Here is a 25,345-nt window from a genome sequence, read left to right as displayed (position 1 = left end):
TGTGTGCGCAGCTATTGCAACACGTTGTACTGCTCGCGCATGACCACAATGATCGAACGCGCTGCCGCGAGTTGCTGCGTCACGTCATCGAAGGTGTCCGCGCGGAAGTCCACTTCCGCACTCCAGTTGCAACCGGTGTGATCGGGCTGATGCACGCGCATCGCGTGCAGCTCCACCTCACCGCACTCCGGATTGTTATCCAGGCACTGGCTCAGGATCGCCATCAATTCCGAACGGGTTTTCGCATAGCGCCGCATGAGTCACCTCACTCGTTCCTGTCACGTGGTTCCGGCACAGAGTCCGGAAACCCATTTAAGGACTAAGAGGTGACTGTCGCCAATTGAATCGGCCTATGGAGTCCCTGCTTTCAATCTCGCTTCAATGCCGCAGTGCGGCATATTAGCGAGGCCGCGTCAGAACTTGTGACGGATACCCACCCCGAAACTGTCGCCGTGCTCGATGCCGGTGACCTTGTCGTAGTAGTAGGCCGCATACAGGTCCGTGCGCTTTGACAGGTTGTAGTCGTAGGCCAGTGCGAACGTGTTGCGCTTGAAGTCCGCGACCGCATTCTCGGTCTTGCCGTACGCGTACGTCGCCAGCACCGCGCCCGCGCCCACCGGCACCGAAGCGCCGACCTGGCCGTTCGTGTGCTTGATGTCGCCGTTCGGATTGGCCGCGCTGATGCTCGTCTTGATGTACTGCGCCTGCGCGAACAGCTTGACGATGCGGAAGTCGTAAGAGACGCCGCCCTGTACCGCGGTCTGCTTGCTGACGCCGGTCAGCAGCGGGTTCGTCGAGTTCGTGACGTCGAACGGCGCGTTGTCGAACTTGACCTGCTGGAACGCGAGCGTCGCGCCGAAGTTGCCATTGAAGTAGGTCACGTTGCCGCCCCACTTGTTCTGGCTGTAGTTGCCGGCGTTCTCGCCCAGGCCGTAGATGAAGTTGGCGGTCAGGCCGCCCCAGGTCGGCGTCGAGTACAGGATCGAGTTGTTCCAGCCCGAATCGCCGATGATGCCCGGGTCGAACACCTGGGCATTGCCGGACGTCAGGTAGGTGTGGAACACCATCGGCGAGAATACGTACGAGTCGACCAGCGGGTTGAAGATGATGGTCGAGACGAAGTACGGCGTGGTATTGCGGCCGAGCTTCAGCGAACCGAAGTTGTTGTTCTCGAGACCGACGAACGCGTTGCGGCTGAACATCGAGTCGCCATCGAAGCGGCCGACGCGGCCGTTGTCGGTCCGGTAGAACGCGTTGAGGTCGAAGATCGCGCGCGTGCCCGCGCCCAGGTCTTCCGAACCCTTGATGCCCCAGTAGGACGTCTGCATGCCGCCCGAGTTCGCCACGAAGGCGCGCTCGCCGGTGCCCGGATTCTTAATGCCGCCGATAAACATATCGGCCTGGCCGTAAAGCGTGACGCCCGATTGCGCGAGGGTGGCGCCCGAATACAGGACAGCCGCGATCGCCGCCAGCTTGAAAGCCGGCTTGTAGTGCTTCGACATGGGTAAAGACCTCCGTGGTTTGATACCGCTCAGAACGCTGTGTGCTGGGTCCGCTGTGGCAGCCGGCGCGGTACGCCTCTGGTGGGCGCTGCCGCGTGCCGGCATGGCGAACGACGTTCCTTCGCTCTGATCTCTCTCTTCTTTATTCGCCCGATTTTTTGGCTCAGCGGGATACTAAGTCGTCGAGCCGAAACTGTGCAATGCGATGAATCTGGTTGATGCACGTTTGCAACTCGACGTCGGGTGCGTTGTCGATGCGTCTTGCAAATTCCGCGATGATGCCGTGCCGATCGTAGCCACGCACCGCGAGAATGAACGGGAAGCCGAACTTGCGGTTGTAGTCCGCGTTGAGCTGCTGCAGGCGTTCGAACTCCTCGGGCGTGCACAGGTGCAGGCCCGCGCCACTCTGCTCGCGCGTGGACTCGTCGGTGAGCTCGCCGCGCACCGCGGCCTTGCCCGCGAGCTCCGGGTGCGCGCGCACGAGCGCGAGCTGCGCCTCGCGGCCCGCGTGATCGACGGCCTCGCGGAGCGCCGCGGCCAGCGAGGCCAGGTCGGCAAACGGGCGTTTGCGAGCGGCCGACTCGGCGAACCATGGGGAATGCTCGTAGATGCCGCCGAGGACCGCGACGAACTCGGCCTCGGGCATCGCGTTGAGCTGGGCGAGGGTGTAGTGCGTGCCTGCCCCGCTCATGCCTGGCCTCCGTACGGATGGGTCTCGATCCAGTGGCGCGCGATATCCACGCGGCGGCAGATCCAGACCTTGTCGTGTTCCTGCACGTAGTCGAGAAAGCGCTGCAGCGCGCGGAAGCGTCCGGGCCGGCCGAGCAGGCGGCAATGTATGCCCACCGACAGCATCTTCGGGCGGTCGAGCCCGCGCGGATCGCCTTCGGCATACAGCACGTCGAATGCGTCCTTGAGGTACTGGAAGAACTGCTCGCCCGTGTTGAAGCCCTGCGGCGTGGCAAAGCGCATATCGTTGGAGTCGAGCGTGTAGGGCACCACGAGGTGCGGCTTCTTCTCGCCGCCCGTGACTTCCACCTCGGTCCAGAAGGGCAGGTCGTCGCCATAGTAATCGGCGTCGTAGAGCAGTCCGCCGTGCTCGACGACGAGCCGGCGCGTATTGGGGCTGTCGCGGCCCGTGTACCAGCCGAGCGGCATCGCGCCCGTCATCTCGCGGATGATCTCCATGCCGATGCGCATGTGTTCACGCTCGGTGGCCTCGTCCATGTTCTGGTAGTGGATCCAGCGCCAGCCGTGGCAGGCGATCTCGTGGCCGAGCTCGACGAACGCGCGCGTGACGTCGGGATGCCGCTGCAGCGCCATCGAGACACCGAAGATCGTGAGTGGCAGGCCGCGGCGTTCGAACTCGCGCAGGATGCGCCAGACGCCCGCGCGCGAGCCGTACTCGTACACGCCCTCCATGCTCATATGGCGGTCCGGATAGGCGGCCGCGCCGATGATCTCCGACAGGAACTGCTCGGAGCCGGCATCGCCGTGCAGCACGTTGTTCTCGCCGCCTTCCTCGTAGTTGAGGACGAACTGGAGCGCGACGCGCGCGCCGCCGGGCCAGCGTGCGTGCGGCGGTTCGGCGCCGTAGCCGACGAGGTCGCGTGGATAGTGTTGGGAATCTTTGTGTTGGCTCATGGCTGCTGCGTGGTAGTTATTCGGTGCCGTGAGAGTTGGCGGCGGCATTGCGCATGGCTTCTTCGGCCGACTGCATGCCGTTGTAGAACAGGTTCAGCGCCACCGCGACGATCGTGCCGAGCACGATGCCGCTATGCGTGAACGGATCGGTCCACTTCGGCAGGTACTGGAACAGCGTGGGGGAGAGCGTCGGGACCATGCCGAAGCCGATCGAGATCGCGACGATGAACAGGTTATGGCGATTGCGGTTGAAGTCGCACGACCCAAGGATGCGGATACCGGTGGCGGCGACCATGCCGAACATCACGATGCCGGCGCCGCCGAGCACGAACTGCGGCACCGAGGCCACGACGTGCGCCATCTTCGGAAACAGCCCGAACGCGATCAGGATCAGCCCGCCGGCCACGGCCACATAGCGCGAGCGCACGCCGGTCACGGTCACGAGGCCCACGTTCTGCGAGAACGACGTGTACGGGAACGTGTTGAACACCCCGCCGACGATCGTGCCGAGGCCGTCGGCGCGCAGGCCGTTGGTGAGTTCGCGATTGGTCAGCCGCTTGCCCGTGATGTCGGCCAGCGCGAGGAACATGCCCGTGGATTCCACGAGCGTGATCAGCATGACGATGCACATCGACAGCACGGCGGTGAGCTGGAACGTCGGCATGCCGAAGTGCAGCGGCGTGATGACGGCCACGAGGCTCGCCTCGTGCAGGCCTTCGAACGACACCTTGCCGAATGCCATCGCGACGAGCGTGCCGGCGATGATCCCGAGCAGCACCGCGCAGTTGGCGATGAGCCCGCGCCCGTACTTGGTCAGCACGAGGATGACCACGAGCACGAGACCCGCGATGGCGAGGTTGCCGAGGTCGCCGTAGGCGAGGTTCGGCACGTCCTTGACCACGCCGTCGATGACCGCGCGCGTGGTCGGCTGGCCGCCGCCGGCCCAGTTGATGCCCACGCGCATCAGCGAGATGCCGATGAGCGTGATCACGGTGCCGGTCACCACGGGCGGAAAGAGCCCGAGCATGCGTCCCATCAGCGGCGCGATCAGTATCCCGAAGATGCCGGAGGCGATCACCGCGCCGTAGATGCCGAGCAGGCCGATCTCGGGATCGCCGCCGATGGCGATCATCGGTGCCACCGCCGCGAACGTGACGCCCATCATGACCGGCATGCGGATGCCGAAGCGCCAGAAGCCGAGCGCCTGGATCAGCGTGGCGATGCCGGCGGCGAACAGGTCCGCGTTGATGAGGAAGGCAAGCTGGTCCTTGGGGAGCTTGAGCGCGCCGCCGACGATCAGCGGTACCGCCACCGTGCCCGCGTACATCACCAGCACGTGCTGCAGGCCCAGGGCCAGCAGCCGGCCCGAGGGAAGTCGTTCGTTGATGCGGTCGGCCGGGGTCGCCGTGTCCGTCGCATCGGTCGAATCAGTCGTACGCGTGCTACTCGCGGAAGTCATGGGTGTCTCCTTCTCCGATTGGGGAAATCCGTGCCTCCACTCCCGGGCATTGGCGTTGGGCACGCGCGGCGGCTCTGTGGCGCCTGTGGCAAAGCGTGCGGGACCGGGTCGCAACAGAGGCGCGGAGCAAACCGCGCGCCAGCATCAGCGGGTGTGTCCCCCGCCTTGTCCAAGCACGCTGCGCAGATCGAAGTTGCCGGGTTCGTCGGGTTGCACGCGATCGGCGCAGGCGCCAAGGTGGTGCGCCATGCGCGCCTGCGCCAGTGCGGCATCGCCCGCTTCCAGTGCATCGAGGATGTCGTCGTGCTCGTCGAACGAGCAGGCGTTGTGCCCCGGCGCTTCCACGCTCGCGATCATCAGCGTCGTGCGCGAGACCAGCCGGCGCATCATCGTCACGAGCAGTGCGTTGCCCGAAAGCTCGGCCAGCGCGGTATGGAATTCGGCCGACAGACGGATCCAGCGCGGCCGTTCGTGCGAGAGGAATGCCTGCCGTTCGGTCGCGACCATGCGGCGCAGCGGGGCGATCACGCTCTTGACGTCGGCGCGGGCGGCCAGCTTGTCTAGCACGGCGCGCTCGAGCATCTGGCGCAGTTCGAACATGTCGTGGGCCTCGTCCGTGGAGGGGCTCGCGATAAAGGCGCCGCGGTTCGGCTCCAGGTCCACCATGCCGTCCGCCGCCAGCCGCGAGAGCACCTTGCGGACCGTGTGGCGCGCGGTGGCATAGATCTCGCAAAGCGATTGCTCGGTGAGCTTCGTGCGCGGGGGCAGGCGGTGCTCCATGATCGCGTCGTAGATCTCGTGATACATGCGCTCCTCCACGGACCCCTTGCGCGCGGGCTTGAGGTCGGCGGCCGGCAGGTCGTCGGTGGCGGCGGCAATCAGCTTGAGATTCTTGGACATGGCGATCTGCGGCGGGGAAGGGCGCTGAGAAAATTGTTGACAATTATTTGGATGGGGATTCAATATTGTCAACAAAACAAGTCAAGGTTTTCGACAAATCCGGGTAAGTACGGAGTTGTCAGGCGCGATGGAGTAGCGCATCTTCGCCTCCATCGCACAACGTTGCAGCCGCACGGCTGCAAGCGCCGGGATGCGTGAATACACGTACCGAGCGGGCACCATTCCCACAAATGGTGCTAGTGAAGGCAGCGGCGCCTATCACAACCCAAACCGTCAAGGACGAACAGGATGGGACGCCTCACTACGCACGTGCTGGACACGGCCGCCGGTATTCCCGGGCAAGGCATGTCGATCGCACTCCATAAAATTGTCAACAATCAGCGCGAAACGCTCAAGCGCCTCGTGACCAATCACGATGGCCGCTGCGACGCGCCGCTGCTTGAAGGCGACGCGCTCGTGCCCGGCGTCTACGAACTCGAGTTCGGCGCCGGCGACTACTTCCGCGCGCAAGGGGTCACGCTGCCCGATCCCGCTTTCCTCGACGTGGTGACGCTGCGCTTCGGCATTGCCGATGCCGCCGCGCACTACCACGTGCCGCTGCTGGTCTCGCCGTGGTCGTACTCGACCTATCGCGGCAGCTGATCGGGCGCGGGGAAGGAGACACATCATGGAAGGCTATATCCTCGACTGGTTCAACATGCTGCTGCGATGGGCACACGTGATCACCGCGATCGCGTGGATCGGCTCGTCGTTCTATTTCGTCTGGCTCGACAACTCGCTGACGCGCCCCGACGATCCCGAACTCAAGGCCCGCGGCGTCGATGGCGAACTGTGGGCCGTGCACGGCGGCGGGTTCTATAACCCGCAGAAGTACCTGACCGCGCCAAAGCAGCTGCCGCCGAACCTGCACTGGTTCTATTGGGAGTCCTACTCGACCTGGATGACCGGCTTCGCGCTGCTGGTGGTGCTGTATCTGTTCAACGCAAGCACGTTCCTGATCGACAAGAACGTCTGGGACATGTCGCCCGGCGCGGCGGTCGGCTTCGCGGTGTCCTATCTGCTGATCGGCTGGGTGGTCTACGACTGCATCTGCCGTGTCTTCGGCAAGAGCGACCGCATGGTCGGCATCATGGTGGCGGTCTACGTGGCGCTGGCCGCGTTCGTCGCGTGCCACGTGTTCTCGGGCCGCGCGGCGTTCCTGCTGACCGGCGCGATGATCGCGACGATCATGAGCGCGAACGTGCTGGTGTGGATCATCCCGGGGCAACGCAAGGTCGTGGCCGCGCTGAAGGCGGGGCAGCCCGTCGATCCGATCCACGGCAAGCGGGGCAAGCAGCGCAGCGTGCACAACACCTACTTCACGTTGCCCGTGCTGTTCGCGATGCTGTCGAACCACTACAGCATGACGTACGCGCACAAGTACAACTGGCTGGTGCTGATCCTGATCATGCTGGCGGGCGTGCTGGTGCGGCAGTTCTTTATCCTCAAGCACAAGGGCAAGATCAATATCGCCTGGCCCGCCGCGGGCGTGGCGGTGCTCGGTGTGGTGGCGTTCATCATCGCGCCGCAGCCGCGTCCGGTCGTGGCGAGTGCCGGCGGCGCCGATGCTGCCGGGAATGCTGCCGCGAATGCCGTGAGCTTCCACAAGGTGCAGGAGATCATCAACGCGCGATGCGTGCAGTGCCACGCGGAGCAGCCGAAGATGATGCCGACCGCCGCCAAGGGCATCAAACTCGATACGGTGGACGAAATCAAGGCGCACGCGCAGCTGATCTATCAGCAGGCGGTGCAGCAGAAGGCCATGCCGCTCGGCAACGTCACGCAGATCACGGACGACGAGCGTGCATTGCTGGGGCAATGGTTCGAGGGTGGGGCGGCGACCGCCAACTGACCCACTGAAACGGGCATCGGTGATCGACGGCCCGGCTCAAACCAGACCGTCGATGGTTTGAACGGGGCATCCGCCCCGTTTTTTTGCGTCTGCAGGGCTGGATCAGCCGCCGACGTTGAACAGCGCCAGCAGGCCCAGCACCAGGAAAATCGCCGCAGCGATCTTGTGTACCAGCGCGATCGGCATCTTGTTCGCGAACTTGTCGCCCAGCAGCACGGCGGGCGCGTTGGCGAGCATCATGCCGAACGTCGTGCCGGCCACGACCGCGATGACCTGCGTGGGAAAGCGCGCGGCGAGCGCAACAGTGGCGATCTGCGTCTTGTCGCCCATCTCGGCGAAGAAGAACGCGACGATCGTCGTGCCGAGAATGCCGATGGCGCCCTTGACCGGCTTCGCCTGCTCGGCGTCGTCGAGCTTGTCGGGGATCAGCATCCACCCGGCCATCGCGATAAAGCCGAGGCCGAGAATCCATCGCAGCAGATTGGCGCCGAGCACATGCGTGATCCAGCCGCCCAGCGCACCGGCAAAGCCGTGATTGACGAGCGTGGCGATCAGGATGCCAAGGATGATGGGAACGGGCTTGCGATAGCGTGCGGCGAGCACGAGAGACAGCAGCTGGGTTTTGTCGCCCATTTCGGCGAGCGCCACGATACCCGTGGAGACGAGGAATGATTCCATCTTTTGTGTGGGAACAACCCGGGCCGCAATGCATCGCGAGATGCCAATGACACTCGCCTTTCCCGGCCCGGCCAGAAAGGAGAGGTCATCGGTCTCGCCAGGCCCCTGTACCGTGGTACATGACTGCGCACGCCATAACTGGAAACCCAGTCAAGTCTGTTGACGTACGCCCCCGTTCACGACATGGCATGGCATCGCATGGCATGGAACGAGGCGGCTACTCCCCAATGGAAGGCCGCATTATAACGGTGCGGCCTCGCGCCGTCCACCTTCAGGTCGGCACCGGTGCGTTCTCGCTGGTCTGGCGCCCGCGAAAATCGGTCCAGCACAGCGCCTTGAAGTCATAGAGCTTGCAGCGGCGGGCCGTGTCGAAATACCAGCGCCACGAGAAGTTCTCGACGATGATGCGGCCCGGCAGCGCGTGCTCGAGCAGCGCCTGCGCGCGTTTGAGCTGGTACAGCGGCACGCTCATGTCCACGTGGTGTGCCGTATGTTCCATGATGTGATGGAGCGCCGCGCCAATGCCATGGCGGAAGCGCAGATGCACGGTCGTCGAGACGAACGGCTGCGCCTTGGCCCACATCGCCTTGGTGTCGTACCAGGCCACGCTCGTATGCGTATGGTGAACGTAGAGCACGAAGCCGACCGTCAGGTTCCAGACGAGGAACGGCAGCACGAAGCCGGTGGCCACCAGCAGCGTCACGGACTGGTCCGTGGCGAGAGCCAGCGCGGCCAGCGTGCCGATCCACAGCGCGCCGAACGCGGCCACGAGCACGCAGTCCCACGTGAAGATCGCACGGCGCGTGGCCATCTGCCGCTTGCTCGGGAAGAACATCTTGAACCACCAGATCTCCACGAGGTAGTAGAGCCCCGCGCCGAAGCCGTTGCGGTACACGCGCTCCAGCGCGCGGCGCCAGCGCGGCAGCGCGCGGAATTCCTCGAGCGAGTAGGGCGCCCAGACGAAGTCGAAGCCCTTGAGGTTCGTATAGCCGTGGTGCACGACGTTATGGCCCACTTCCCACAGGCTGTACGGTGTCAGCGAGGGCAGGAACGTCAGCCGGCCGATCCACTTGTTGAGGCCGCGGCGCGCGGTCAGGCTCTGGTGGCAGGCATCGTGGCCGATGATGAACAGCCGTGCGATCACGAGGCCGGCCAGCACGCCGATGCCGAGCTTGGCCCACCACGGCGTCACCAGCACGAGTGCGGCCATCACGGCCGCGAACAGCAGGTAATCGAACGCGAACAGCATGAGCGCGCGCGGCGTGCTGCGCCGGCCCAGCGGAATCAGCCAGCCGCGGATGACCTTGCGGCCCGGCAGCGGTGCGTCGGCCGCGATGGGCTCGGGCAGTTCCGTGGAGGCGGACTGGCGTCCGGGCTGGGCGGCCCTGGAATGGTCGGGGCCGGGGGTGGCGAACGCACTGGCTTCGGTCAGTGCGTTGTCGGAGCGGGCAGGCATGCGGTTCTTCCGGTATCGGTCATGGTGATGGCCGGAAAAGGCTAAAGGGCTTTGGTGACAATTGTGTTGATGTTCATCAAGCCATAGCAGATAAGCCATATTTGGGCGCCGTTGCCTCGCCCACGGCCTTGCCCATGATGTAGACATCCTCGATCACGCGGTCGTCGCCAAGCATCGCGAACGCGAACAACTGCTCCTCGAGCGTCTCCGAGCGGCTGCTGCGGCGGGCGATCAGCGGCGTGGCATCGGGATCGAGCACGATGAAGTCGGCCTCGCAGCCGGCCTCGAAGCTGCCGATGCGGTCCGCCCAGCCCAGCGCCTCGGCCGCGGCGCGCGTGGCAAGGTAGAACATGCGCAGCGCGGTCAGGTGATAGCCGCCCATGCGGGCCACCTTGTGCGCGGCATTCATCGTGCGGAACATCGAGAACGAGGTGCCGCCGCCCACGTCGGTGGCCAGCGTCACGTTGAGGCGGTGGGCATCGGACTGGTGGAAGTCGTAGAACCCGCTGCCCAGAAACAGGTTCGAGGTCGGGCAGTGCGCCACGGCCGCGCCGCTGTCGGCCAGGCGCCGGCGGTCGTCGGGGTCGAGGTAGATCGCATGCCCGTAGAACGCGCCGGGCCGCAGCAGGCCGTAGCGGTCGTAGACATCGAGATAGCTGCGCGCGTCGGGAAACAGCTCGGCCACCCACTTGACCTCGTCGCGGTTCTCGGCGACGTGCGTCTGGATAAATGCGTCCGGATGCGCGCGCGCGAGTTCGCCGCACGCGGCCAGCTGCGCCTCGCTGGAGGTGGGCGCGAAGCGCGGCGTGATCGCGTACGCGAGGCGGCCCTTGTTGTGCCACTTCGAGAGCAGGTCGGCGGAGTCGCGCGCGCCGGTTTCCGCGGTATCGCGCAGGAAGTCGGGGCAGTTGCGGTCCATCATCACCTTGCCGGTGATCATGCGCAGGTTGCGCGCCTCGCTCGCGGCAAAGAGCGCGTCAGCCGACGTCGCGTGCACGGTGCTCCAGACCAGCGCGCTCGTGGTGCCGTTGCGCAGCAGCTCGTCGGTGAAGAAGTCCGCCACCGCGCGGGCATAGGCGGGCTCGGAGAAGCGGCGCTCCTCGGGAAACGTGTAGGTGTCGAGCCAGTGCAGCAGGCCCGGCGACGGCGACGCGATGATATCGGTCTGCGGATAGTGGATATGCGTGTCGATAAAGCCCGGCACGATCAGCTTGCCGCGATGGTCGATCAGTTCGGCATCGGCCGGCAGCGTCGGCGCGAGCGTGGCGTAGTCGCCCGCCGCGGCAATGCGGCCGCCCTTCACGACCAGCACACCGTCTTCCCAATACTCGTAGCCGTCGTCGTGGAACTGCGGGTCGCGCAGGAAATGCAGGATGCGGCCGCGAATGACACGCGTGGCGCCGCCTTGCGGCTGGCTCGGGAAGGACAATGTGCTGGTCATGATGTGGTCTTGTTAAGGTGTCGCCCAGAAGTGGTCGACCTCGGCGAGATACTCGGCCTTCAGCGATGGGGGCAAAAAGGCCGCTTCGAAAGAATGGCGCGCGAGCTTGTGCGCGTCCCTGGCGTCGAGCGGCAGCGCGTCGAACGTGGCTTCCCAGTTGGCGTTCATATAGCCGCCGAAGTAGGCCGGATCGTCCGAGTGCAGCGTCACGACCACGCCGGCGTCGAGCATGCGCTTGGCCGGATGGTCGCGCAGGTCCGGATAGACCTTGAGCTTGACGTTGGAGAGCGGGCACACGGTCAGTGCGATGCGCTCTTTCGCGAGGCGCGCGATCAGCGCGTCGTCATCGATGGCGCGCACGCCGTGGTCGATGCGCTCCACGTGGAGGATGTCGAGCGCGTCGGTCACGTACTGCGCCGGGCCTTCCTCGCCCGCGTGCGCGACGAGGCGAAGACCCAGTTCCTTCGCGCGCGCGAACACGCGCGCGAACTTCTCGGGGGGATGCCCCCGCTCGGAGGAGTCGAGCCCCACGCCGACGAAGCGGTCGCGATAGGGCAGCGCCGCCTCGAGCGTGGCAAACGCGTCTTCCTCGGACAGATGCCGCAGGAAGCAGAGGATCATGCTGCTCGAGAAATCGTATTCGGTGCGCGCCTGCGCGAGCGCGTCGGCAATGCCGTCGATGACGGTGCCCATCGGCACGCCGCGCGCGGTATGGGTCTGCGGGTCGAAGAAGATCTCCGCGTGGCGCACGTTGTCGGCCACGGCACGCTGGACGTAGTCCATCGTCATGTCGAAGAAATCTTCCTCGGTCAGCAGCACGCTGGCGCCCGCGTAGTAGATGTCGAGAAACGATTGCAGGTCAGTGAACGCATACGCTTCGCGCAGCGCCTCGACGCTGGGGTAGGGCAGCGAGACCTGGTTGCGCTGGGCCAGGCGGAAGATACGCTCGGGTTCGAGCGTGCCTTCGATATGCACGTGCAGTTCGGCCTTTGGGGTACGGCGGATCCTGTCCGCGAGCGCGGCGTCGATGGTCATGGGGCCCTCTTCTATGTCTGTCGGTGTCTTCGCGCCAGGCTTCGTGAGCCCGGCGCGCCGGATTACTGCGCCACCGCCTCCATGCGGCTGGCGGACAGCGCGGCAATGCGCTGATCCCGCACCTGCAGCAACTGGGCGACGATCGCTACCGCAATCATAGCCGGAGCCTTGTCCGTAATGCCGGCGACACCGATCGGACACGTCATTTCCGCGAAGCGGACGGGGTCCACGCCGTGGTCCGAGAGCCGATGCTCGAAGCGCGCGCGCTTGGTCTTCGAGCCGATCAGCCCGAAATACGCGAAATCCGTCCGCCGCAGGATGCGCTCGCACAGCGACAGGTCCAGCGCATGGCTGTGCGTCATGACGAGGAAGTAGCTGCCGGCGGGGGCCTGATCGACGACGGCCTCGGGCGTGTCGCTGGCCTCGGCCTCGACGTTGCCGGGCAGATCGCCGGGGAACAGCGTGTCGCGCTCGTCGACCCAGTGCACGCGGCAGGGCAGGTTCGCCAGCACGCCGACCAGCGCATGGCCGACATGGCCCGCGCCGAACAGCACGACGTGGAGCGGATCCGGCACGAGCGTGTCGATCCAGCCATCCTCGTCATGCGTGACCGCCGGCAGCAGCGCGCGGCTGTCGGCGAACGCGACCGCCCGCTGCGCATGGCGTAACGAAACCGTGCGTTCGATGCCATGCCCGGCCGCAAACGCCTGTTCCACCGCGTCGAGCCAGCGCAGGTCTTCCGTGCCGAGCACCTCGAACGCGAGCCATACCACGCCGCCGCAGCATTGCCCGAGCGCGGGACCGAGCGGAATCCGTTCGATGCGACGGGGGGCCGCGCGTTCCGCCATCATCTCTCGCGCGATATCCATGCCGCGCCATTCGAGATGCCCGCCGCCGATGGTGCCGACGAGATCGTCGGCCGTGACCAGCATGCGGATGCCGGCCTCGCGCGGCGCGGAACCGCGCACCTCGGCGATCGTGACCATGACCACGGGCACGCCGGCGCGAATCCAGCGCGCGGCGTCGGCAAAGCGGAAGGGCTTGAGCGGGGCGTCCTGCATCGCGTGCTCAGACGGCTTGCGCCGCTGCCTCCGTGGCCTCGGCGGCCGGGACCGGTTGCGCCGCCCGCATGGCCTGCACCGCCTCCACGGCATCGAGAATCGCCTCGCTCGTGGCCGGCGCGCGCAGTGGCGGATTGATGCGATAGTCGCCCACCGCGGCAATCGCGTCGCGGATGGCGAAAAACACCGAGAACGGCAGCAGCAGCGGCGGTTCGCCGACGGCCTTGGACCGGTGGATGCTGTCCTCGACGTTGCGGTTCTGGAACAGCCGCACGTGGAAGTCTTCCGGGCAGTCGTTGACGGTCGGGATCTTGTACGTGGACGGCGCATGCGTCATGAGCTTGCCGTCCTTGTTCCACCACAGTTCCTCGGTGGTCAGCCAGCCCATGCCCTGGATGAACGCGCCTTCCACCTGCCCGATATCGATGGCCGGGTTCAGCGACTTGCCCGCATCGTGCAGCGCGTCCGCGCGCAGCAGCTTCCATTCGCCGGTCAGCGTGTCCACGATGACTTCGGAGCATGCCGCGCCATACGCGTAGTAGTAGAACGGGCGCCCCTGCAGCTTCGACTGGTCCCAGTACAGCTTGGGCGTGACATAGAAACCGTCCGACCACAGCTGCACGCGCGCCACGTAGGACTCGCGCGCGAGGTCGCCGAAGTCCATGCGCAACTCGCCGGCGACCACGAGGTCGTCGCCGAAGCACACGGTGTCGGCCTCCACCCCAGCCTTGCGCGCGACGAATGCCGTCAGGCGCTCGCGGATCTGGCGCGCGGCGTCCTGCGCGGCCTTGCCGTTGAGGTCCGCGCCGGTGGACGCGGCCGTGGCCGAGGTGTTGGCGACCTTGCTGGTGTCGGTGGCGGTGACGCGCACGCGTTCCATGCGGATGCCGAGCTCGTGGGCGACGATCATCGCGACCTTCGTGTTCAGGCCCTGGCCCATTTCGGTGCCGCCATGGTTCACGAGCACCGAGCCGTCGTTGTAGACGTGCACGAGCGCGCCGGCCTGGTTGAAGTGCGCGACGTTGAACGAGATGCCGAACTTGACCGGGGTGATCGCGATGCCCTTCTTGAGGATCGGGCTCGTCGCGTTGAACGCGCGCGTGGCGTCGCGCCGTGCCTGATATTCGCTCGATGCCACGAGCTCGTCGATGAGTTCGTGGATCACGTTGTCCTCGACAGTCTGGCCATACGGCGTGACGTTGCGCTCGGTCTTGCCGTAGAAGTTCGCGCGGCGCACGGCCAGCGAGTCCTTGCCAACGTTGCGGGCCACATTGTCGAGGATGTACTCGACCGCGAACGCGCCCTGCGGGCCGCCGAAGCCGCGGAATGCGGTATTGCTCTGCGTATTGGTGCGGCCGCAGTATCCGTCGATCTGCACGTTCGGCAGCCAGTAGGCATTGTCGAAGTGGCAGATGGCGCGCGTCATCACGGGGCCCGACAGGTCCGCAGAGAAGCCCGCGCGCGACACCATCTCCACGCGCACCCCTTCGATGCGGCCGTCGTCGTCGTGGCCGACCTCGAAGTCGAAGTTGAAGTCATGGCGCTTGCCCGTGATCATCATGTCGTCGTCACGGTCGGGGCGCAGCTTCACGGGACACAGCAGCTTCCACGCGGCCAGCGCCGCGCAGCACGCGAACATCGCCGATTGCGATTCCTTGCCGCCGAAGCCGCCGCCCATGCGCCGGCATTCCACGAGCACCTGGTGCGCATGCCAGCCGAGCATATGCGCGACCGCGTGCTGCATTTCGGTCGGATGCTGCGTGGAGCACCACACGTGCATGCCGTCGTTCTCGCGCGGCGCCGCGTAGGCGATCTGGCCTTCCAGATAGAACTGTTCCTGCCCGCCCAGGCGGATGCTGCCCGCGTCGCGATGCGCGGCGGCATCGATATGCGTTTGCGGCTCGCCGCGCCTGAGGTGCATCGGCGGCAGCACGTAGCTGCCGGCCGCGTGCGCGGCCTCGGGCGACAGGATCGGCGGCAGGTCTTCGTATTCGATCTCGGCGCGGCGCGCGGCGCGGCGGGCGTCGTCGTGCGAGGACGCCACCACCACGAAGATCGGCTGCCCGATAAAGTGCACGACATCCTTCGCGAGGATCGGATCGTCGTGGAGGATCGGGCCGCAGTCGTTGACCGCGGGAATATCGGCGGCGGTCAGCACGTCCACCACGCCGGGCGCGGCGCGCACCTTGTCGAGCGAGATGGCGCGAATGCGCGCATGCGCGCGGGTGCTCATGCCGAGCGCGGCATGGAGCGTGCCCGCCAGTTCGGGGATATCGTCGGTGTAGGTCGCGGTGCCGGCCACATGGAGGTGGGCCGATTCGTGCGGACGGGAGACGCCGACCTGCGGCGTGGATTCCCGTGCGGTGCTGGCGTCGAGCAGGAACGGTTCGGTCTGCTTGTTCATGTCGTCTCCTCAGGCCCCGGCCACGGCGAGTTCGCCCGCACCCGCGGCCCGCACATTCACCGCCGCGGCGGGCAGCGCGTCGGCGCGGGTCTCCAGCCAGAACCGATAGAGCAGGTTGGCGGCGCCGCGCGCGCGGTACGACGCGGTGGCGCGCATATCGGAGAGCGGCGCATAGTCGCTGGCCAGCGCGGCCATGCCGGCGCGCGCGGTGGCTTCGTTCCAGGGCTGGCCGGTCAATGCCGCTTCGGTCAGCGTGGCGCGCCTGGGCGTGGCGGCCATGCCGCCGAACGCGATGCGCGCGCGCGTGACCACGCCATGCTCCACGTCGATGCCGAAGGCCGCGCACACGGCCGAGATATCCTCGTCGAAACGTTTGGAGAGCTTGTACGTGCGGAAATGCGCGACGCTGCCCGCATGCCCCTTTGCCGGGACACGCAGCGCGGCGACGAATTCGCCGGGGACCATCGCGGTCTTCTGGTAGGCGAGGTACAGGTCCTCGAGCGGCAGCGTGCGGCGCGTCTCGCCATGCTGGAGCACGACTTCGGCACCCAGCGCGATAAGCGCGGGCATCGAGTCACCGATCGGCGAGCCGTTCGCGATATTGCCGCCGAGCGTACCCGCGTTGCGGATGGGCAGCGAGGCGAAGCGCTTCCACAGTTCTTCCAGTTCCGGATGCGCGGCCGTGAGGGCGGCATAGGCCTTTTCGAGGACCACCCCGGCGCCGATCTCGAGCATCCCGTCCCGCTCGGCGAGCGTTTGCAGGTCTTCCACCTGCCCGACGTAGAGCAGGTTGCCGAGTTCGCGGAACTGCTTCGTGACCCACAGGCCCACGTCGGTGCTGCCCGCGAGAATGCGGATGCCGGGTTCGTTCGCCTTGATGCGGCCGAACTCGGCGGCCGTGCGCGGCGCATAGAAATGCTGCTCGGCGGCGTTGGTGTCGCGCGCGCTGTAATGGAACGTCTCGGCGCGGCGCAGGGTCCGCAGCGTCTCGGCGATGCGCGCGGGATCGAGCTTGCCCGGTTGCGGCACGGGCAGCTGCATCATGCGCTGGCCGGCATCGACGATCGGGCGGTAGCCCGTGCAGCGGCACAGGTTGCCGGTCAGCGCGTCGCAAATCGCGGTGCGGGTGGGGCGGGTGGCGGCGGGCGTGCCGTCGGCCGGGTGGCCGTTCGTATGTTGCTGGTAGAGCGCCCACAGGGACATGACGAAGCCCGGCGTGCAGAAGCCGCATTGCGAGCCGTGGCATTCGACCATCGCTTCCTGCACGGGGTGCAGCGCGCCGTCGGGCTGGCGCAGGTCCTCCACCGTGATCAGCGCCTTGCCGTCGAGCGTGGGCAGGAACTGGATGCAGGCGTTGACGGCCTTGAACTCGACGTCCGATGCGCCGTCGCGAAGCTCGCCAATCACCACCGTGCATGCGCCGCAGTCGCCTTCGGCGCAGCCTTCCTTCGTGCCCGTGCAGCGCGCGTCCTCGCGCAGGTACTGCAGTACCGTGCGGGTCACGGCGGCGCCAGTCACCTCCCTGACCTGGCCGCGGTGGTAGAAGCGGATGGTTTGCGTCTCCATGGTTTTCTCTCTTTCGTGGATGGAGCAAACATAGCACTGGCCTTCCTCATGCAATATTCGGCCCATGTGATAAAGGGCATCAGCCACCGGCATCCGACAGCCTGTGGCAGTCCCGAATTGACCTTGCATGCGGGGCGTACATACACTATGCGCCTCTCCGTTCCCCCGCGCCAGCCGTGCGGCACCGCGAAGGTGCGCGGCATTGCCCGGTTTTTTCGCCCAGCCCCGCCCGGACTTTATTCGACTCTTCATGCACGGACGCGACCACCTCGATACCTACCTGTTGCGGGTGCTGCACACGCTGCTGACCGAGCAGAGCGTCACGCGCACCGCCGTGCGGCTCGGCCAGTCGCAGCCGGCCATCAGCAATACGCTCAAGCGCCTGCGCGAGATCACGGGCGACGCCATTCTGGTGCGCGGCAAGAGCGGCATGGTGCCGACCGAGCGCGGGCGCGAGCTGCTGGCGCTGGCCGAGCAGAGCCTGGCCGCCATGGACCGCATTGCGCGGCCGCCACAGCAGTTCGATCCGTCCACCACCGCGCGCACGTTCCATCTGGGCGCGCCGGACTACCTCGATGCGTTCTTCCTGCCCAATATCGTCGAGCGCGTGCGGCGCCTGGCGCCGGGCGCCAAGCTGTTCGTGCATCCGATGACGCAGTCGAGCGATTTCCTCGATGCGCTGGAGCAGGGGCACCTCGATATCGTGGTCGGCAACTGGCTGTCGCCGCCCGAGCATCTGCATATCTCGCCGCTGTTCGACGACGAGGTGGTGTGCATGCTCGGTGCCCAGCATCCGCTCGCGCGCAAGGGGCTGACGCTCAAGCACTATCTGGAGATGCCGCACCTGGCGCCGGCGCCGTATGCGTCGATGCAGCGCAGCATGATCGACCAGGCGCTGGCGGAGCAGGGGTTGAAGCGGAATATCCAGGTCACGCTGCCTTACTTCGGGCTCGTGCCGTACGTCCTGATGAAGACGGACATGGTGTTCACCACCGGGCGGCAGTTCGCGGCGCATTACGCGCAGTACCTCCCGATCCGCATGGTGCCGTCGCCGGTACCGTTTCCGCGCATGCGGTTCTACCAGCTCTGGCACGAACGCAGCCACGCGGCGCCGGACGTGATGTGGCTCCGCCGGGCGATCGCCGAGGTGGCGGCCGACCTGCCGCAGTTGCCGAAGCTGGAGACGGTGGCGGAGTAGCGCCGCGGCGCGGGCGGGCGGCATCCTCCGCATCCGTTACACTCGACATCATCTGACCACCGCGAGGCCCCCATGCTGGAAACCGCCGCGCTGGCCGCGGGTATGTCCTGGGCCAGCGGATTGCGCCTGTACCTGGCTGTGCTGACCGCGGGCGCGCTCGCGCGGCTGGGATGGCTCCAGTTGCCCGGCGGCCTCGACGTGCTGGCCTCCTGGTGGGTGATCGGCATCGCGGGCGTGCTCGCCGTGGCCGAGTTCGTCGCCGACAAGGTGCCCGGTTTCGACACCGTCTGGGACAGCATCCAGACGTTTATCCGCATTCCGGCCGGCGCGGTACTGGCCGCCGCGGCGTTCGGCCATATGGACCCGCAGTGGATCGTCGGCGCCGGCCTCGTCGGCGGCACGCTGGCCGGCACCGCGCATGCGGCCAAGGCCGGCACCCGCGCGCTGATCAACGTTTCTCCGGAACCTTTTTCCAACTGGCTGGCCTCTTTCACGGAAGACGTGACGGCCACGGGCGGACTGCTGCTGGCATTCTTCCTGCCTGTGGTGTTCTTCCTGCTGCTGGCCGTCTTCCTGATCGTCGCGATCTGGCTGATCCCGAAACTCTGGCGCGGCATGCGCCGCCTGCACGCGAGCCTGCGCGGCCCGCGCGCGCCCTCCGACCGAACCTGACCGTCATCGATGTCAAACGACTCCGCCCGTTTCTCCCCCTGGCATCAGGCCCTGCGCATGGCGCGCCGGGACTGGCTGGCCGGCGAACTGACCCTGCTGCTGTTCGCGCTCGTGCTCGCGGTGGCCGCGCTGACCAGCGTCGGTTTCCTGGCCGACCGCATGCGGCTGGGGCTCGAACGCGACGCGCGGCAGATGATCGCGGCCGACGTGCTGCTGATCGCGGACCAGCCGTTGCCGGCCGCCTTCGTCGAGCGCGCGACGGCCAGCGGCCTGCAGACCGCGCAGACCGTGACGTTCCCGAGCATGGCGACGGCGCGGCCCGCGGCGGCGGCCGGCAACGGCGAGGCCGCGAGCCAGCTGGCCGCGCTCAAGGCGGTCAGTGACGGCTATCCGCTGCGTGGCCGCCTCAAGACCGCCACGGCGCCGAACGGCACCGAGCAGGAAGCGGCGGGCATTCCCGCGCCGGGTACGGTATGGGCCGACGAGGCGCTGCTTACCGCGCTGAACCTGCACGTCGGCGACAGCCTTCAGCTCGGCAACAAGACCTTCCGCATCGACCGCCTGATCACGCAGGAACTCGACCGTGGCGCGGGCTTCATGAACTTCGCCCCGCGCGTGATGCTGCCGCTGACCGACCTCGAGGCCACCGGCCTGATCGGGTGGGGCAGCCGCGTGACCTACCGCCTGCTGGTGGCGGGGCCCGATGCGGCCGGCGCCGCCTACCAGACGTGGGCGCAAAAGGAGATCGAGACGCGCCACCTGCGCAACACGCGTGTGGAGTCGCTCGAATCGGGCCAGCCGCAGATGCGCCAGACGCTCGACCGCGCGGAACGCTTCCTGTCGCTCGTCGCCGTGCTGTCGGCGATGATCGCCGCCGTCGCCATCGCGATGTCGGCGCGCCGCTATATGCAGCGCCACACCGACGCCTGCGCGGTCTACAAGTGCATGGGCCTTTCGCGGGCCCAGATCCTGACCGCGTTCGGCATCGAATTCCTGCTGCTGGGCCTCGCGGGTGCGGTGCTCGGCGTGCTGCTGGGCTACCTCGCCCATTACGGACTGCTGATGTCGCTCGGCGGGTTGCTGCAGGTCTCGCTGCCGCAGCCGTCGCTGGCGCCGGCGGCCGTGGGCGTGGCGGCCGGCCTCGTGCTGCTCGTGGGCTTCGCGCTGCCGCCGCTGCTCGCGCTCACGCGCATCGCGCCGCTGCGTGTCCTGCGGCGCGATATCGGCACGCCCCCGATTTCCGCATGGGTGGCCTACGCGCTCGGCCTTGGCGCGTTCGTCGCGCTGCTGCTGGTGGCCGCGCGCGACCTCAAGCTCGGCCTGACCACGGCGGGCGGTTTCCTCGGCGCGGGCGCGGTGTTCGCGGTGCTGGCGCTCGGCCTGCTTACCGCGTTGTCCAGGGGGATGCGTGGCCGCGCGCGCGGCAGCGTGGGCTGGCGCTTCGCGCTGGCCGTGCTCGAACGCCGCCGCTCGGTCACCGCGCTGCAGACCGTCGCGCTGGCCATCGGGCTGATGGCGCTGCTGCTGCTCGGCATGACGCGCAACGACCTGATCGACTCGTGGCGCAATGCCACGCCGGCCGATGCGCCCAACCGCTTCATCATCAATATCCAGCCCGACCAGCGCGAGCCGCTGCGCGCGATGCTCGAGCAGAACGGCGTCGAGGACCTGCTGTATCCGATGGTGCGCGGGCGCCTGACCCATATCGACGAGCGCCCCATCAAGGCCGACAGCTATCCCGATGGCCGCGCGCGCAACCTCGTCGAGCGCGAGTTCAACCTGTCCTATACCGACGCGCTGCCCGCGGGCAACCAGATCGTCGGCGGGCAATGGGTCGACGGCGGCGATGCCAAGGCCGGCGCATCGGTCGAGGAGGGCATCGCCAGGACGCTGCATATCAAGCTCGGCGATACGCTCCGCTTCGACGTGGCCGGGCAGACCGTGGAGGCACCCGTCACCTCGCTGCGCAAGCTCGAATGGAGCTCGATGCGCGTCAATTTCTTCGTGATCCTGCCGACCTCGCAGATGCGCGGGCTGCCGGCGACCTATATCACCGCGTTCCATCTGCCGGCCGCCAAGGCCTCGCTCGGCAACCAGCTGACCGCGGCGTTCCCGAACATCACCGTGGTCAACACCGACCTCATCCTGCGGCAGGTGCAGGCCGTGCTCGACCAGGTCATCGCGGCCGTCGAGTTCCTGTTCATCTTTACGCTGCTCGCCGGCGTCACGGTGCTGTATGCGGCACTGTCGGGCGCGCGCGACGAACGCAAGCGCGACGCGGGCCTGCTCAAGGCGCTGGGCGCCAGCGCCTCGCTCGTCAGGCAGACCCAGTACGCGGAGTTCCTTGTGGTGGGCGGGCTGGCGGGTTTGCTGGCGAGCCTCGGCGCGATTGCCGTGGGCTGGGGTTTGTCCCAGTTCGTGTTCGATTTCCCGTACCGCTTCAATGGGTGGATCGTGCCGGTCGGCGTGGTTTCTGGCATGCTGTGCGCCTTTGCCGGCGGCTGGCTCGGATTGCGCGAGGTGCTCCGGCAACCCGCGCTGGCCACGCTGCGCGACGCCTGACCGATATTTTTCATGACCGACGCCACTGACAACAACGACGCCACCTCCAGCGATGTCACCGCCTATGAACTGGTGGGCGGCGACGCGCGCGTGCGCGAACTCGTCGACCGGTTCTACGACCTGATGGACCTCGAGGACCAGTTCAAGGGCCTGCGCGCCTTGCATCCCACGACGCTCGAGGGTTCGCGCGACAAGCTGTACTGGTTCCTCTCGGGCTGGCTTGGCGGCCCAAGCCTGTACATCGAGAAGTTCGGCCATCCGCGCCTGCGCGCGCGGCACCTGCCGTTCGAGATCGGCATCAGCGAGCGCGACCAGTGGATGCGCTGCATGTCGATGGCGATGGAAGACGTGGGCCTGTCCGAGGATCTGCGGCTGCGCCTGATGCAGGCGTTCTTCCAGACCGCGGACTGGATGCGCAACGTCGCCCGCTGATCGCGCTACCGCCGCCGATGCTTCCCGCCGACGCGCAACGCCTGCTCGATTTCTGGTTCGACGTGCCCGGTGGCCCGGCGTGGAACACCTATCGCCGTGCGTGGTTCAGCAAGGATGCCGCGTTCGATGCGGCCGTGTGCGAGGCGTTGATGCCGATGTGGCGCGCGGCATGCGAACGCGTCGGCGACAGGGACGGTGCGCCGGACGATTGTGCGCCAGACGATTGTGCGCCAGACGATTGGTCCGATACGCCCGAAGGGGCCTGCGCGCGCATCGTGCTGCTCGACCAGATTCCCCGCAACGCCTTTCGCGGCGATCCGCGCGCCTTTGCCACGGACGCGGCCGCGCTCGCGCTGTCCCGGCGTGTCATCGCCCTCGGCTGGGACCGCCTGCTGCCCACGCCGCAGCACCGCATGTTCTGCTACATGCCGCTGCAGCATGTCGAGGACCTCGACGCGCAACACGAGTCGGTACGCCAGTTGACCCTGCTGCGCGACGAAACCGGTCTCGACACAGTCTACTGGGCCGAGAAACATCGCGACGTCATCGCGCGCTTCGGCCGCTTTCCGCATCGCAACGCGGTACTCGGGCGCGCGAACACCGACGAGGAAGCCGCATTCCTCCAGGAACCCGGCTCGTCGTTCTGAGCCCGATCCGAGTCTGTTCCGAGTCTGTTCCGAGCCGCGCTACAGATACTGGATGGTGATCGTCAAGTGGGCCGGGCCCTCGTCGACTTTCAGGTCGTAGGCCTGCCGAACGATGCCGCGCGCAGGCGGCGACGCCTCGGCCGGACGCGTACCGAACCGCGGCACGCTGGCTCCGGTCAGCCCATCGATCGCACTCACCGCCACGCGCGTGCCGGCGTCGCATTCGAGCACGACGCGAAACGTGTCGGCCGCTCTCGTCGGGACTGCCGGTAACAGTGCGCATGCCGCGGGCTGGATCGTGGCACGGATGCGCAGCCCGACGCTTTCGCCGCCATGCGCGGGCATTGCCGCGGACAGGCTGGCAGCGACGAGCACCACGGCGGGAGAAACCTTCGCGACCTTCGAAATCTTCGAGATGAGCGGCATCATGATGACGTGATTCGAGTGAGTTCGTTCGGAAATTTCCGGGGCGCTCGCAGATGTTGTGCGGGCAGTATAGTGCGTGGAACAGCCAACGAAATCACAAAGGCCGCGAAGGTTGAAGTTTCGCTTTTCTCCGATGTTGCGGCGTTCAGAGGTACTTGATCGTGAACGTCGCGAGGCCGTTGATGGGAACGTCCTTGGTCAGAGGCGGAAGATCGGCCTTCTTGTTGAGGCCGAGCTGCACCTTGTAGGTTTGCCTGATCGTCTTGTACTGACCGGGTACCAGCGACCCCGCGTCGCCGAAACCGTGCCAGCGTGTCGGCGTCATGGCATTGCTGGCGCTGGCGCTGGCGGCCCAGGTCGTGCCGCCGTTGTCGGAGGCAAGCCGCGCGCCGGCCGCGGCATCGACCACGGGGGCGGTGTCGCTGTAGAGGACGTAGGCACCGATCTTCTTGCCGTCCACCTCGCCGACGCCGTAGGTGGAGGCATCGGACTGGTTCGAGAACAGAAAGGCACCGATACCGGGTACGTTCGAGCCGCTGCGGCCATCGGTCGCGGCGAGGGCGACTTTGGTGGGCGCGCCGCAAATGACCGAGACATCCACGCTCTTGTTGCCCAGGTTGGTGAACGCCGTATCCTTCAGCGTATTGGCCGGGATGTCGCCGAAGTCCAGCACGGCGCCGCCCGACAGGGTGACATCGCATGCGGCCGGCTTGATGGTGCCCGTGATTTTCAGGTCTGCGGAGCCCGCGGCGAAGGCGCCGGTCGCGGCAGAGGCGAGTCCTGCAAGCAGCAGGGATTTCCTGATGATGGGATGCATGGTGGATATGGGCTGTTCAGGGGGAGATAAGGGTGCGATTGCCGATCAGACGATTCTGATCGGCACGGCCAGTATCGGCGGCGGCTCGGGCGGGGGTAATCGTATCGCGCTTGTTTTAGTGACACATGGTGACGTGCCCGGTGTCCGCCGCGACCGATTTGTATCCGTCCCGTCACCCCGCGAACGCGTTTGCTTATAATTCCAGACCGGCCTCATCCGCCTTACCCGTCCATTCGCCAGGATCGCCCGCCACCCATGGAAGCCAAGCCTCAGACCGGTCCGCGCCGTACGCGCGATCGCATTCTCGATGTCTCGTTGCGCCTGTTCAACGAACTCGGGGAGCCCAATGTCACGACGACGACCATTGCAGAGGCCATGGAGATCAGTCCGGGCAACCTCTACTATCACTTCCGCAACAAGGACGACATCATCAATTCCATCTTCGTGCGTTTCGAGCAGGAGATGGAGCGGCGCCTGAAGCTGCCCGATGACCACAAGGCCACGCTGGGCGAGAGCTGGGGCTATCTGCAGTACATGTCCGAGTTCCTGTGGAACTACCGCTTCCTGTATCGCGACATCAACGACCTGCTGGCGCGCAACCGGATGCTGGAGACGAACTTCAAGCGCATCGTCGATCAGAAGAAGCGTTTCGCGTTCGAGATCTGCCGGCAGTTCCAGGAAGACGGCGACATGGAGGCCACGCCCGAGCAGGTGGAGGCCGTGTGCACGAATATCGTGGTCATCGCCACGTACTGGCTCTCGTTCCAGTTCGTGCAGCATCCGCGCCAGTACAACGACGCCGAGCAGATCCGCGGGTATCTGCACGGCTCCAGCTATCACATCTTCTCGATCCTCGCGCCGTACCTCCGCGGCAAGGCGCGCGAAGCGTTCGATCAGCTCGCGCGCGAGTACGCCGAGAGCAAGGCGCAACTCGAGAAGGCCCAGGCAGCGAGGGAAGCGAAATGAAAGCGGTTTGCGTGTATTGCGGGTCCAGCCCCGGTTTCCGCGCGGAGTATGCACAGGGCGCGCGCGACCTCGGCCGCGCGCTCGTCGAGCGCGGCATGGCGCTGGTCTACGGCGGCGGCAAGGTCGGCCTGATGGGCATCGTCGCGGACAGCGTGCTCGAGCACGGCGGTACCGCAATCGGCGTGATTCCCGACGCGCTGATGCAGAAGGAAGTCGGCCATCGGGGCCTGACGGAACTGCACGTCGTGCGCAATATGCACGAGCGCAAGCAGATGATGGCCGACCGCGCCGACGCGTTTATCGCGATGCCGGGCGGCGTCGGCACGTTCGAGGAACTGTTCGAGACGTTCACATGGCTGCAGCTCGGCTACCACGACAAGCCCGTGGGCCTGCTCAACGTGGCGGGCTTCTACGACCGCATGGTCGATTTCCTGTCCCACGCGGTCGACGAAGGTTTCCTCAAGCGCATCCATGCCGATCTGCTGCACGTGGCCGACACGCCCGACGCGTTGCTCGGCCAGCTCGCGGCCGCGCCGCGCGTGATCGTCGACAAGTGGCAGCAGGGGCGCGAGCAGGCCTGAGGTCGGG

General features: G+C 66.5%; 24 protein-coding genes and 1 riboswitch. Of the genes, 9 read left to right on the top strand and 15 right to left on the bottom strand.

Annotation, left to right across the window (positions count from 1 at the left end; genetic code table 11):
• Positions 1 to 11: 11 nt before the first annotated feature.
• The 6 genes from FOB72_RS10120 to FOB72_RS10095 form a co-directional block, all read right to left on the bottom strand.
• Entirely contained in the window at positions 12 to 257 is a 246-nt protein-coding gene (locus tag FOB72_RS10120; RefSeq protein ID WP_150372390.1) for a hypothetical protein, read from the bottom strand.
• A gap of 156 nt (positions 258 to 413) precedes the next feature.
• On the bottom strand, positions 414 to 1,502 hold the full coding sequence (locus FOB72_RS10115; RefSeq protein ID WP_150372389.1) for a porin: 1,089 nt from the start codon (positions 1,500 to 1,502) through the stop codon (positions 414 to 416).
• A 163-nt stretch (positions 1,503 to 1,665) separates the two neighbouring features.
• Positions 1,666 to 2,193, bottom strand: coding sequence for a 2-oxo-4-hydroxy-4-carboxy-5-ureidoimidazoline decarboxylase (gene uraD, locus FOB72_RS10110; protein ID WP_150372388.1), 528 nt, complete (start codon positions 2,191 to 2,193; stop codon positions 1,666 to 1,668).
• Positions 2,190 to 3,146 (bottom strand): allantoinase PuuE, encoded by a 957-nt coding sequence (puuE, locus tag FOB72_RS10105; RefSeq protein ID WP_150372387.1) that lies wholly within the window; start codon positions 3,144 to 3,146, stop codon positions 2,190 to 2,192. The genes uraD and puuE overlap by 4 nt, the downstream gene beginning before the upstream one ends.
• A 16-nt stretch (positions 3,147 to 3,162) precedes the next feature.
• Positions 3,163 to 4,605, bottom strand: coding sequence for a nucleobase:cation symporter-2 family protein (locus FOB72_RS10100; protein WP_223851293.1), 1,443 nt, complete (start codon positions 4,603 to 4,605; stop codon positions 3,163 to 3,165).
• 144 nt (positions 4,606 to 4,749) lie between these two features.
• Positions 4,750 to 5,505, bottom strand: a complete 756-nt coding sequence (locus FOB72_RS10095) for a GntR family transcriptional regulator (RefSeq protein ID WP_150372386.1) — start codon at positions 5,503 to 5,505, stop codon at positions 4,750 to 4,752.
• Positions 5,506 to 5,793: 288 nt separating this feature from the next.
• Here FOB72_RS10095 and uraH point away from each other — a divergent pair, with 288 nt between their 5' ends.
• A complete protein-coding gene (gene uraH / locus FOB72_RS10090) occupies positions 5,794 to 6,147 on the top strand; it encodes a hydroxyisourate hydrolase (RefSeq protein ID WP_150372385.1) in 354 nt (117 codons plus the stop codon).
• Positions 6,148 to 6,172: 25 nt separating this feature from the next.
• A complete protein-coding gene (locus FOB72_RS10085; protein WP_150372384.1) occupies positions 6,173 to 7,396 on the top strand; it encodes a urate hydroxylase PuuD in 1,224 nt (407 codons plus the stop codon).
• Between the two features lie 102 nt (positions 7,397 to 7,498).
• Here the strand turns inward: FOB72_RS10085 and FOB72_RS10080 are convergent, their stop codons facing one another.
• From FOB72_RS10080 to xdhA, 7 genes are all read right to left on the bottom strand, one after another.
• Entirely contained in the window at positions 7,499 to 8,074 is a 576-nt protein-coding gene (locus FOB72_RS10080; protein WP_150372383.1) for a TMEM165/GDT1 family protein, read from the bottom strand.
• Between the two features lie 83 nt (positions 8,075 to 8,157).
• A riboswitch (yybP-ykoY riboswitch) is annotated at positions 8,158 to 8,312 on the bottom strand.
• Between the two features lie 33 nt (positions 8,313 to 8,345).
• The gene (locus tag FOB72_RS10075; protein WP_150372382.1) at positions 8,346 to 9,530 is read right to left on the bottom strand and encodes a fatty acid desaturase; all 1,185 of its coding nucleotides are present in this window, start codon (positions 9,528 to 9,530) and stop codon (positions 8,346 to 8,348) included.
• Positions 9,531 to 9,606: 76 nt separating this feature from the next.
• The gene (guaD, locus tag FOB72_RS10070; protein WP_150372381.1) at positions 9,607 to 10,971 is read right to left on the bottom strand and encodes a guanine deaminase; all 1,365 of its coding nucleotides are present in this window, start codon (positions 10,969 to 10,971) and stop codon (positions 9,607 to 9,609) included.
• Positions 10,972 to 10,983: 12 nt separating this feature from the next.
• Positions 10,984 to 12,006, bottom strand: coding sequence for an adenosine deaminase (locus FOB72_RS10065; protein ID WP_150372380.1), 1,023 nt, complete (start codon positions 12,004 to 12,006; stop codon positions 10,984 to 10,986).
• Positions 12,007 to 12,068: 62 nt separating this feature from the next.
• Complete coding sequence (xdhC, locus tag FOB72_RS10060) at positions 12,069 to 13,067, bottom strand: xanthine dehydrogenase accessory protein XdhC (protein WP_150372379.1); 999 nt, start codon at positions 13,065 to 13,067, stop codon at positions 12,069 to 12,071.
• Positions 13,068 to 13,074: 7 nt separating this feature from the next.
• Positions 13,075 to 15,471, bottom strand: coding sequence for a xanthine dehydrogenase molybdopterin binding subunit (xdhB, locus tag FOB72_RS10055; RefSeq protein WP_150372378.1), 2,397 nt, complete (start codon positions 15,469 to 15,471; stop codon positions 13,075 to 13,077).
• Between the two features lie 9 nt (positions 15,472 to 15,480).
• Positions 15,481 to 17,037: a xanthine dehydrogenase small subunit gene (gene xdhA / locus FOB72_RS10050; protein ID WP_150372377.1), complete on the bottom strand. Its 1,557-nt coding sequence runs from the start codon at positions 17,035 to 17,037 to the stop codon at positions 15,481 to 15,483.
• Between the two features lie 250 nt (positions 17,038 to 17,287).
• Here xdhA and FOB72_RS10045 point away from each other — a divergent pair, with 250 nt between their 5' ends.
• The 5 genes from FOB72_RS10045 to FOB72_RS10025 all read left to right on the top strand — a co-directional run bounded on the left by FOB72_RS10045 (position 17,288) and on the right by FOB72_RS10025 (position 22,548).
• Positions 17,288 to 18,235 (top strand): LysR substrate-binding domain-containing protein, encoded by a 948-nt coding sequence (locus FOB72_RS10045; protein WP_150372376.1) that lies wholly within the window; start codon positions 17,288 to 17,290, stop codon positions 18,233 to 18,235.
• A 72-nt stretch (positions 18,236 to 18,307) separates the two neighbouring features.
• On the top strand, positions 18,308 to 18,907 hold the full coding sequence (locus FOB72_RS10040) for a DUF4126 domain-containing protein (protein WP_150372375.1): 600 nt from the start codon (positions 18,308 to 18,310) through the stop codon (positions 18,905 to 18,907).
• Between the two features lie 9 nt (positions 18,908 to 18,916).
• Positions 18,917 to 21,469 carry an ABC transporter permease gene (locus FOB72_RS10035; RefSeq protein WP_150372374.1) on the top strand — a complete coding sequence of 851 codons (2,553 nt, stop codon included), beginning with the start codon at positions 18,917 to 18,919 and terminating at the stop codon, positions 21,467 to 21,469.
• Positions 21,470 to 21,481: 12 nt separating this feature from the next.
• Positions 21,482 to 21,901: a group II truncated hemoglobin gene (locus FOB72_RS10030; protein WP_150372373.1), complete on the top strand. Its 420-nt coding sequence runs from the start codon at positions 21,482 to 21,484 to the stop codon at positions 21,899 to 21,901.
• A gap of 17 nt (positions 21,902 to 21,918) precedes the next feature.
• Positions 21,919 to 22,548: a DUF924 family protein gene (locus FOB72_RS10025; RefSeq protein ID WP_150372372.1), complete on the top strand. Its 630-nt coding sequence runs from the start codon at positions 21,919 to 21,921 to the stop codon at positions 22,546 to 22,548.
• A gap of 39 nt (positions 22,549 to 22,587) precedes the next feature.
• Here the strand turns inward: FOB72_RS10025 and FOB72_RS10020 are convergent, their stop codons facing one another.
• Both FOB72_RS10020 and FOB72_RS10015 read right to left on the bottom strand, forming a co-directional pair.
• Positions 22,588 to 22,977, bottom strand: a complete 390-nt coding sequence (locus tag FOB72_RS10020) for a hypothetical protein (protein ID WP_150372371.1) — start codon at positions 22,975 to 22,977, stop codon at positions 22,588 to 22,590.
• Between the two features lie 142 nt (positions 22,978 to 23,119).
• A complete protein-coding gene (locus FOB72_RS10015; RefSeq protein ID WP_150372370.1) occupies positions 23,120 to 23,791 on the bottom strand; it encodes a DUF1120 domain-containing protein in 672 nt (223 codons plus the stop codon).
• A 255-nt stretch (positions 23,792 to 24,046) separates the two neighbouring features.
• Between FOB72_RS10015 and FOB72_RS10010 the strand changes: the two genes are divergently transcribed.
• On the top strand, positions 24,047 to 24,757 hold the full coding sequence (locus FOB72_RS10010) for a TetR/AcrR family transcriptional regulator (protein ID WP_150372369.1): 711 nt from the start codon (positions 24,047 to 24,049) through the stop codon (positions 24,755 to 24,757).
• The gene (locus FOB72_RS10005; RefSeq protein WP_150372368.1) at positions 24,754 to 25,338 is read left to right on the top strand and encodes a TIGR00730 family Rossman fold protein; all 585 of its coding nucleotides are present in this window, start codon (positions 24,754 to 24,756) and stop codon (positions 25,336 to 25,338) included. The genes FOB72_RS10010 and FOB72_RS10005 overlap by 4 nt, the downstream gene beginning before the upstream one ends.
• The last annotated feature ends 7 nt before the right edge of the window (positions 25,339 to 25,345 follow it).

Origin of the sequence: Cupriavidus pauculus (assembly GCF_008693385.1) — a bacterium.
GTDB lineage: Bacteria > Pseudomonadota > Gammaproteobacteria > Burkholderiales > Burkholderiaceae > Cupriavidus > Cupriavidus pauculus_D.
The sequence above is the reverse complement of the archived record's forward strand: the minus strand, read 5'-3'. Positions and strand labels throughout refer to the sequence as shown.

Excerpts from the sequence above, each read along its gene's own strand:
- FOB72_RS10035 (WP_150372374.1), top strand. The coding sequence starts at position 18,917 with ATGTCAAACGACTCCGCCCGTTTCTCCCCCTGGCATCAGGCCCTGCGC.
- FOB72_RS10075 (WP_150372382.1), bottom strand. The coding sequence starts at position 9,530 with ATGCCTGCCCGCTCCGACAACGCACTGACCGAAGCCAGTGCGTTCGCC.
- FOB72_RS10020 (WP_150372371.1), bottom strand. The coding sequence starts at position 22,977 with ATGATGCCGCTCATCTCGAAGATTTCGAAGGTCGCGAAGGTTTCTCCC.
- FOB72_RS10025 (WP_150372372.1), top strand. The coding sequence starts at position 21,919 with ATGCTTCCCGCCGACGCGCAACGCCTGCTCGATTTCTGGTTCGACGTG.
- FOB72_RS10030 (WP_150372373.1), top strand. The coding sequence starts at position 21,482 with ATGACCGACGCCACTGACAACAACGACGCCACCTCCAGCGATGTCACC.
- xdhB (WP_150372378.1), bottom strand. The coding sequence starts at position 15,471 with ATGAACAAGCAGACCGAACCGTTCCTGCTCGACGCCAGCACCGCACGG.
- FOB72_RS10010 (WP_150372369.1), top strand. The coding sequence starts at position 24,047 with ATGGAAGCCAAGCCTCAGACCGGTCCGCGCCGTACGCGCGATCGCATT.
- FOB72_RS10005 (WP_150372368.1), top strand. The coding sequence starts at position 24,754 with ATGAAAGCGGTTTGCGTGTATTGCGGGTCCAGCCCCGGTTTCCGCGCG.
- FOB72_RS10045 (WP_150372376.1), top strand. The coding sequence starts at position 17,288 with ATGCACGGACGCGACCACCTCGATACCTACCTGTTGCGGGTGCTGCAC.
- puuE (WP_150372387.1), bottom strand. The coding sequence starts at position 3,146 with ATGAGCCAACACAAAGATTCCCAACACTATCCACGCGACCTCGTCGGC.
- FOB72_RS10120 (WP_150372390.1), bottom strand. The coding sequence starts at position 257 with ATGCGGCGCTATGCGAAAACCCGTTCGGAATTGATGGCGATCCTGAGC.
- FOB72_RS10040 (WP_150372375.1), top strand. The coding sequence starts at position 18,308 with ATGCTGGAAACCGCCGCGCTGGCCGCGGGTATGTCCTGGGCCAGCGGA.
- FOB72_RS10085 (WP_150372384.1), top strand. The coding sequence starts at position 6,173 with ATGGAAGGCTATATCCTCGACTGGTTCAACATGCTGCTGCGATGGGCA.
- FOB72_RS10115 (WP_150372389.1), bottom strand. The coding sequence starts at position 1,502 with ATGTCGAAGCACTACAAGCCGGCTTTCAAGCTGGCGGCGATCGCGGCT.
- uraH (WP_150372385.1), top strand. The coding sequence starts at position 5,794 with ATGGGACGCCTCACTACGCACGTGCTGGACACGGCCGCCGGTATTCCC.
- uraD (WP_150372388.1), bottom strand. The coding sequence starts at position 2,193 with ATGAGCGGGGCAGGCACGCACTACACCCTCGCCCAGCTCAACGCGATG.
- FOB72_RS10080 (WP_150372383.1), bottom strand. The coding sequence starts at position 8,074 with ATGGAATCATTCCTCGTCTCCACGGGTATCGTGGCGCTCGCCGAAATG.
- FOB72_RS10065 (WP_150372380.1), bottom strand. The coding sequence starts at position 12,006 with ATGACCATCGACGCCGCGCTCGCGGACAGGATCCGCCGTACCCCAAAG.
- FOB72_RS10100 (WP_223851293.1), bottom strand. The coding sequence starts at position 4,605 with ATGACTTCCGCGAGTAGCACGCGTACGACTGATTCGACCGATGCGACG.
- FOB72_RS10015 (WP_150372370.1), bottom strand. The coding sequence starts at position 23,791 with ATGCATCCCATCATCAGGAAATCCCTGCTGCTTGCAGGACTCGCCTCT.
- guaD (WP_150372381.1), bottom strand. The coding sequence starts at position 10,971 with ATGACCAGCACATTGTCCTTCCCGAGCCAGCCGCAAGGCGGCGCCACG.
- xdhC (WP_150372379.1), bottom strand. The coding sequence starts at position 13,067 with ATGCAGGACGCCCCGCTCAAGCCCTTCCGCTTTGCCGACGCCGCGCGC.
- xdhA (WP_150372377.1), bottom strand. The coding sequence starts at position 17,037 with ATGGAGACGCAAACCATCCGCTTCTACCACCGCGGCCAGGTCAGGGAG.
- FOB72_RS10095 (WP_150372386.1), bottom strand. The coding sequence starts at position 5,505 with ATGTCCAAGAATCTCAAGCTGATTGCCGCCGCCACCGACGACCTGCCG.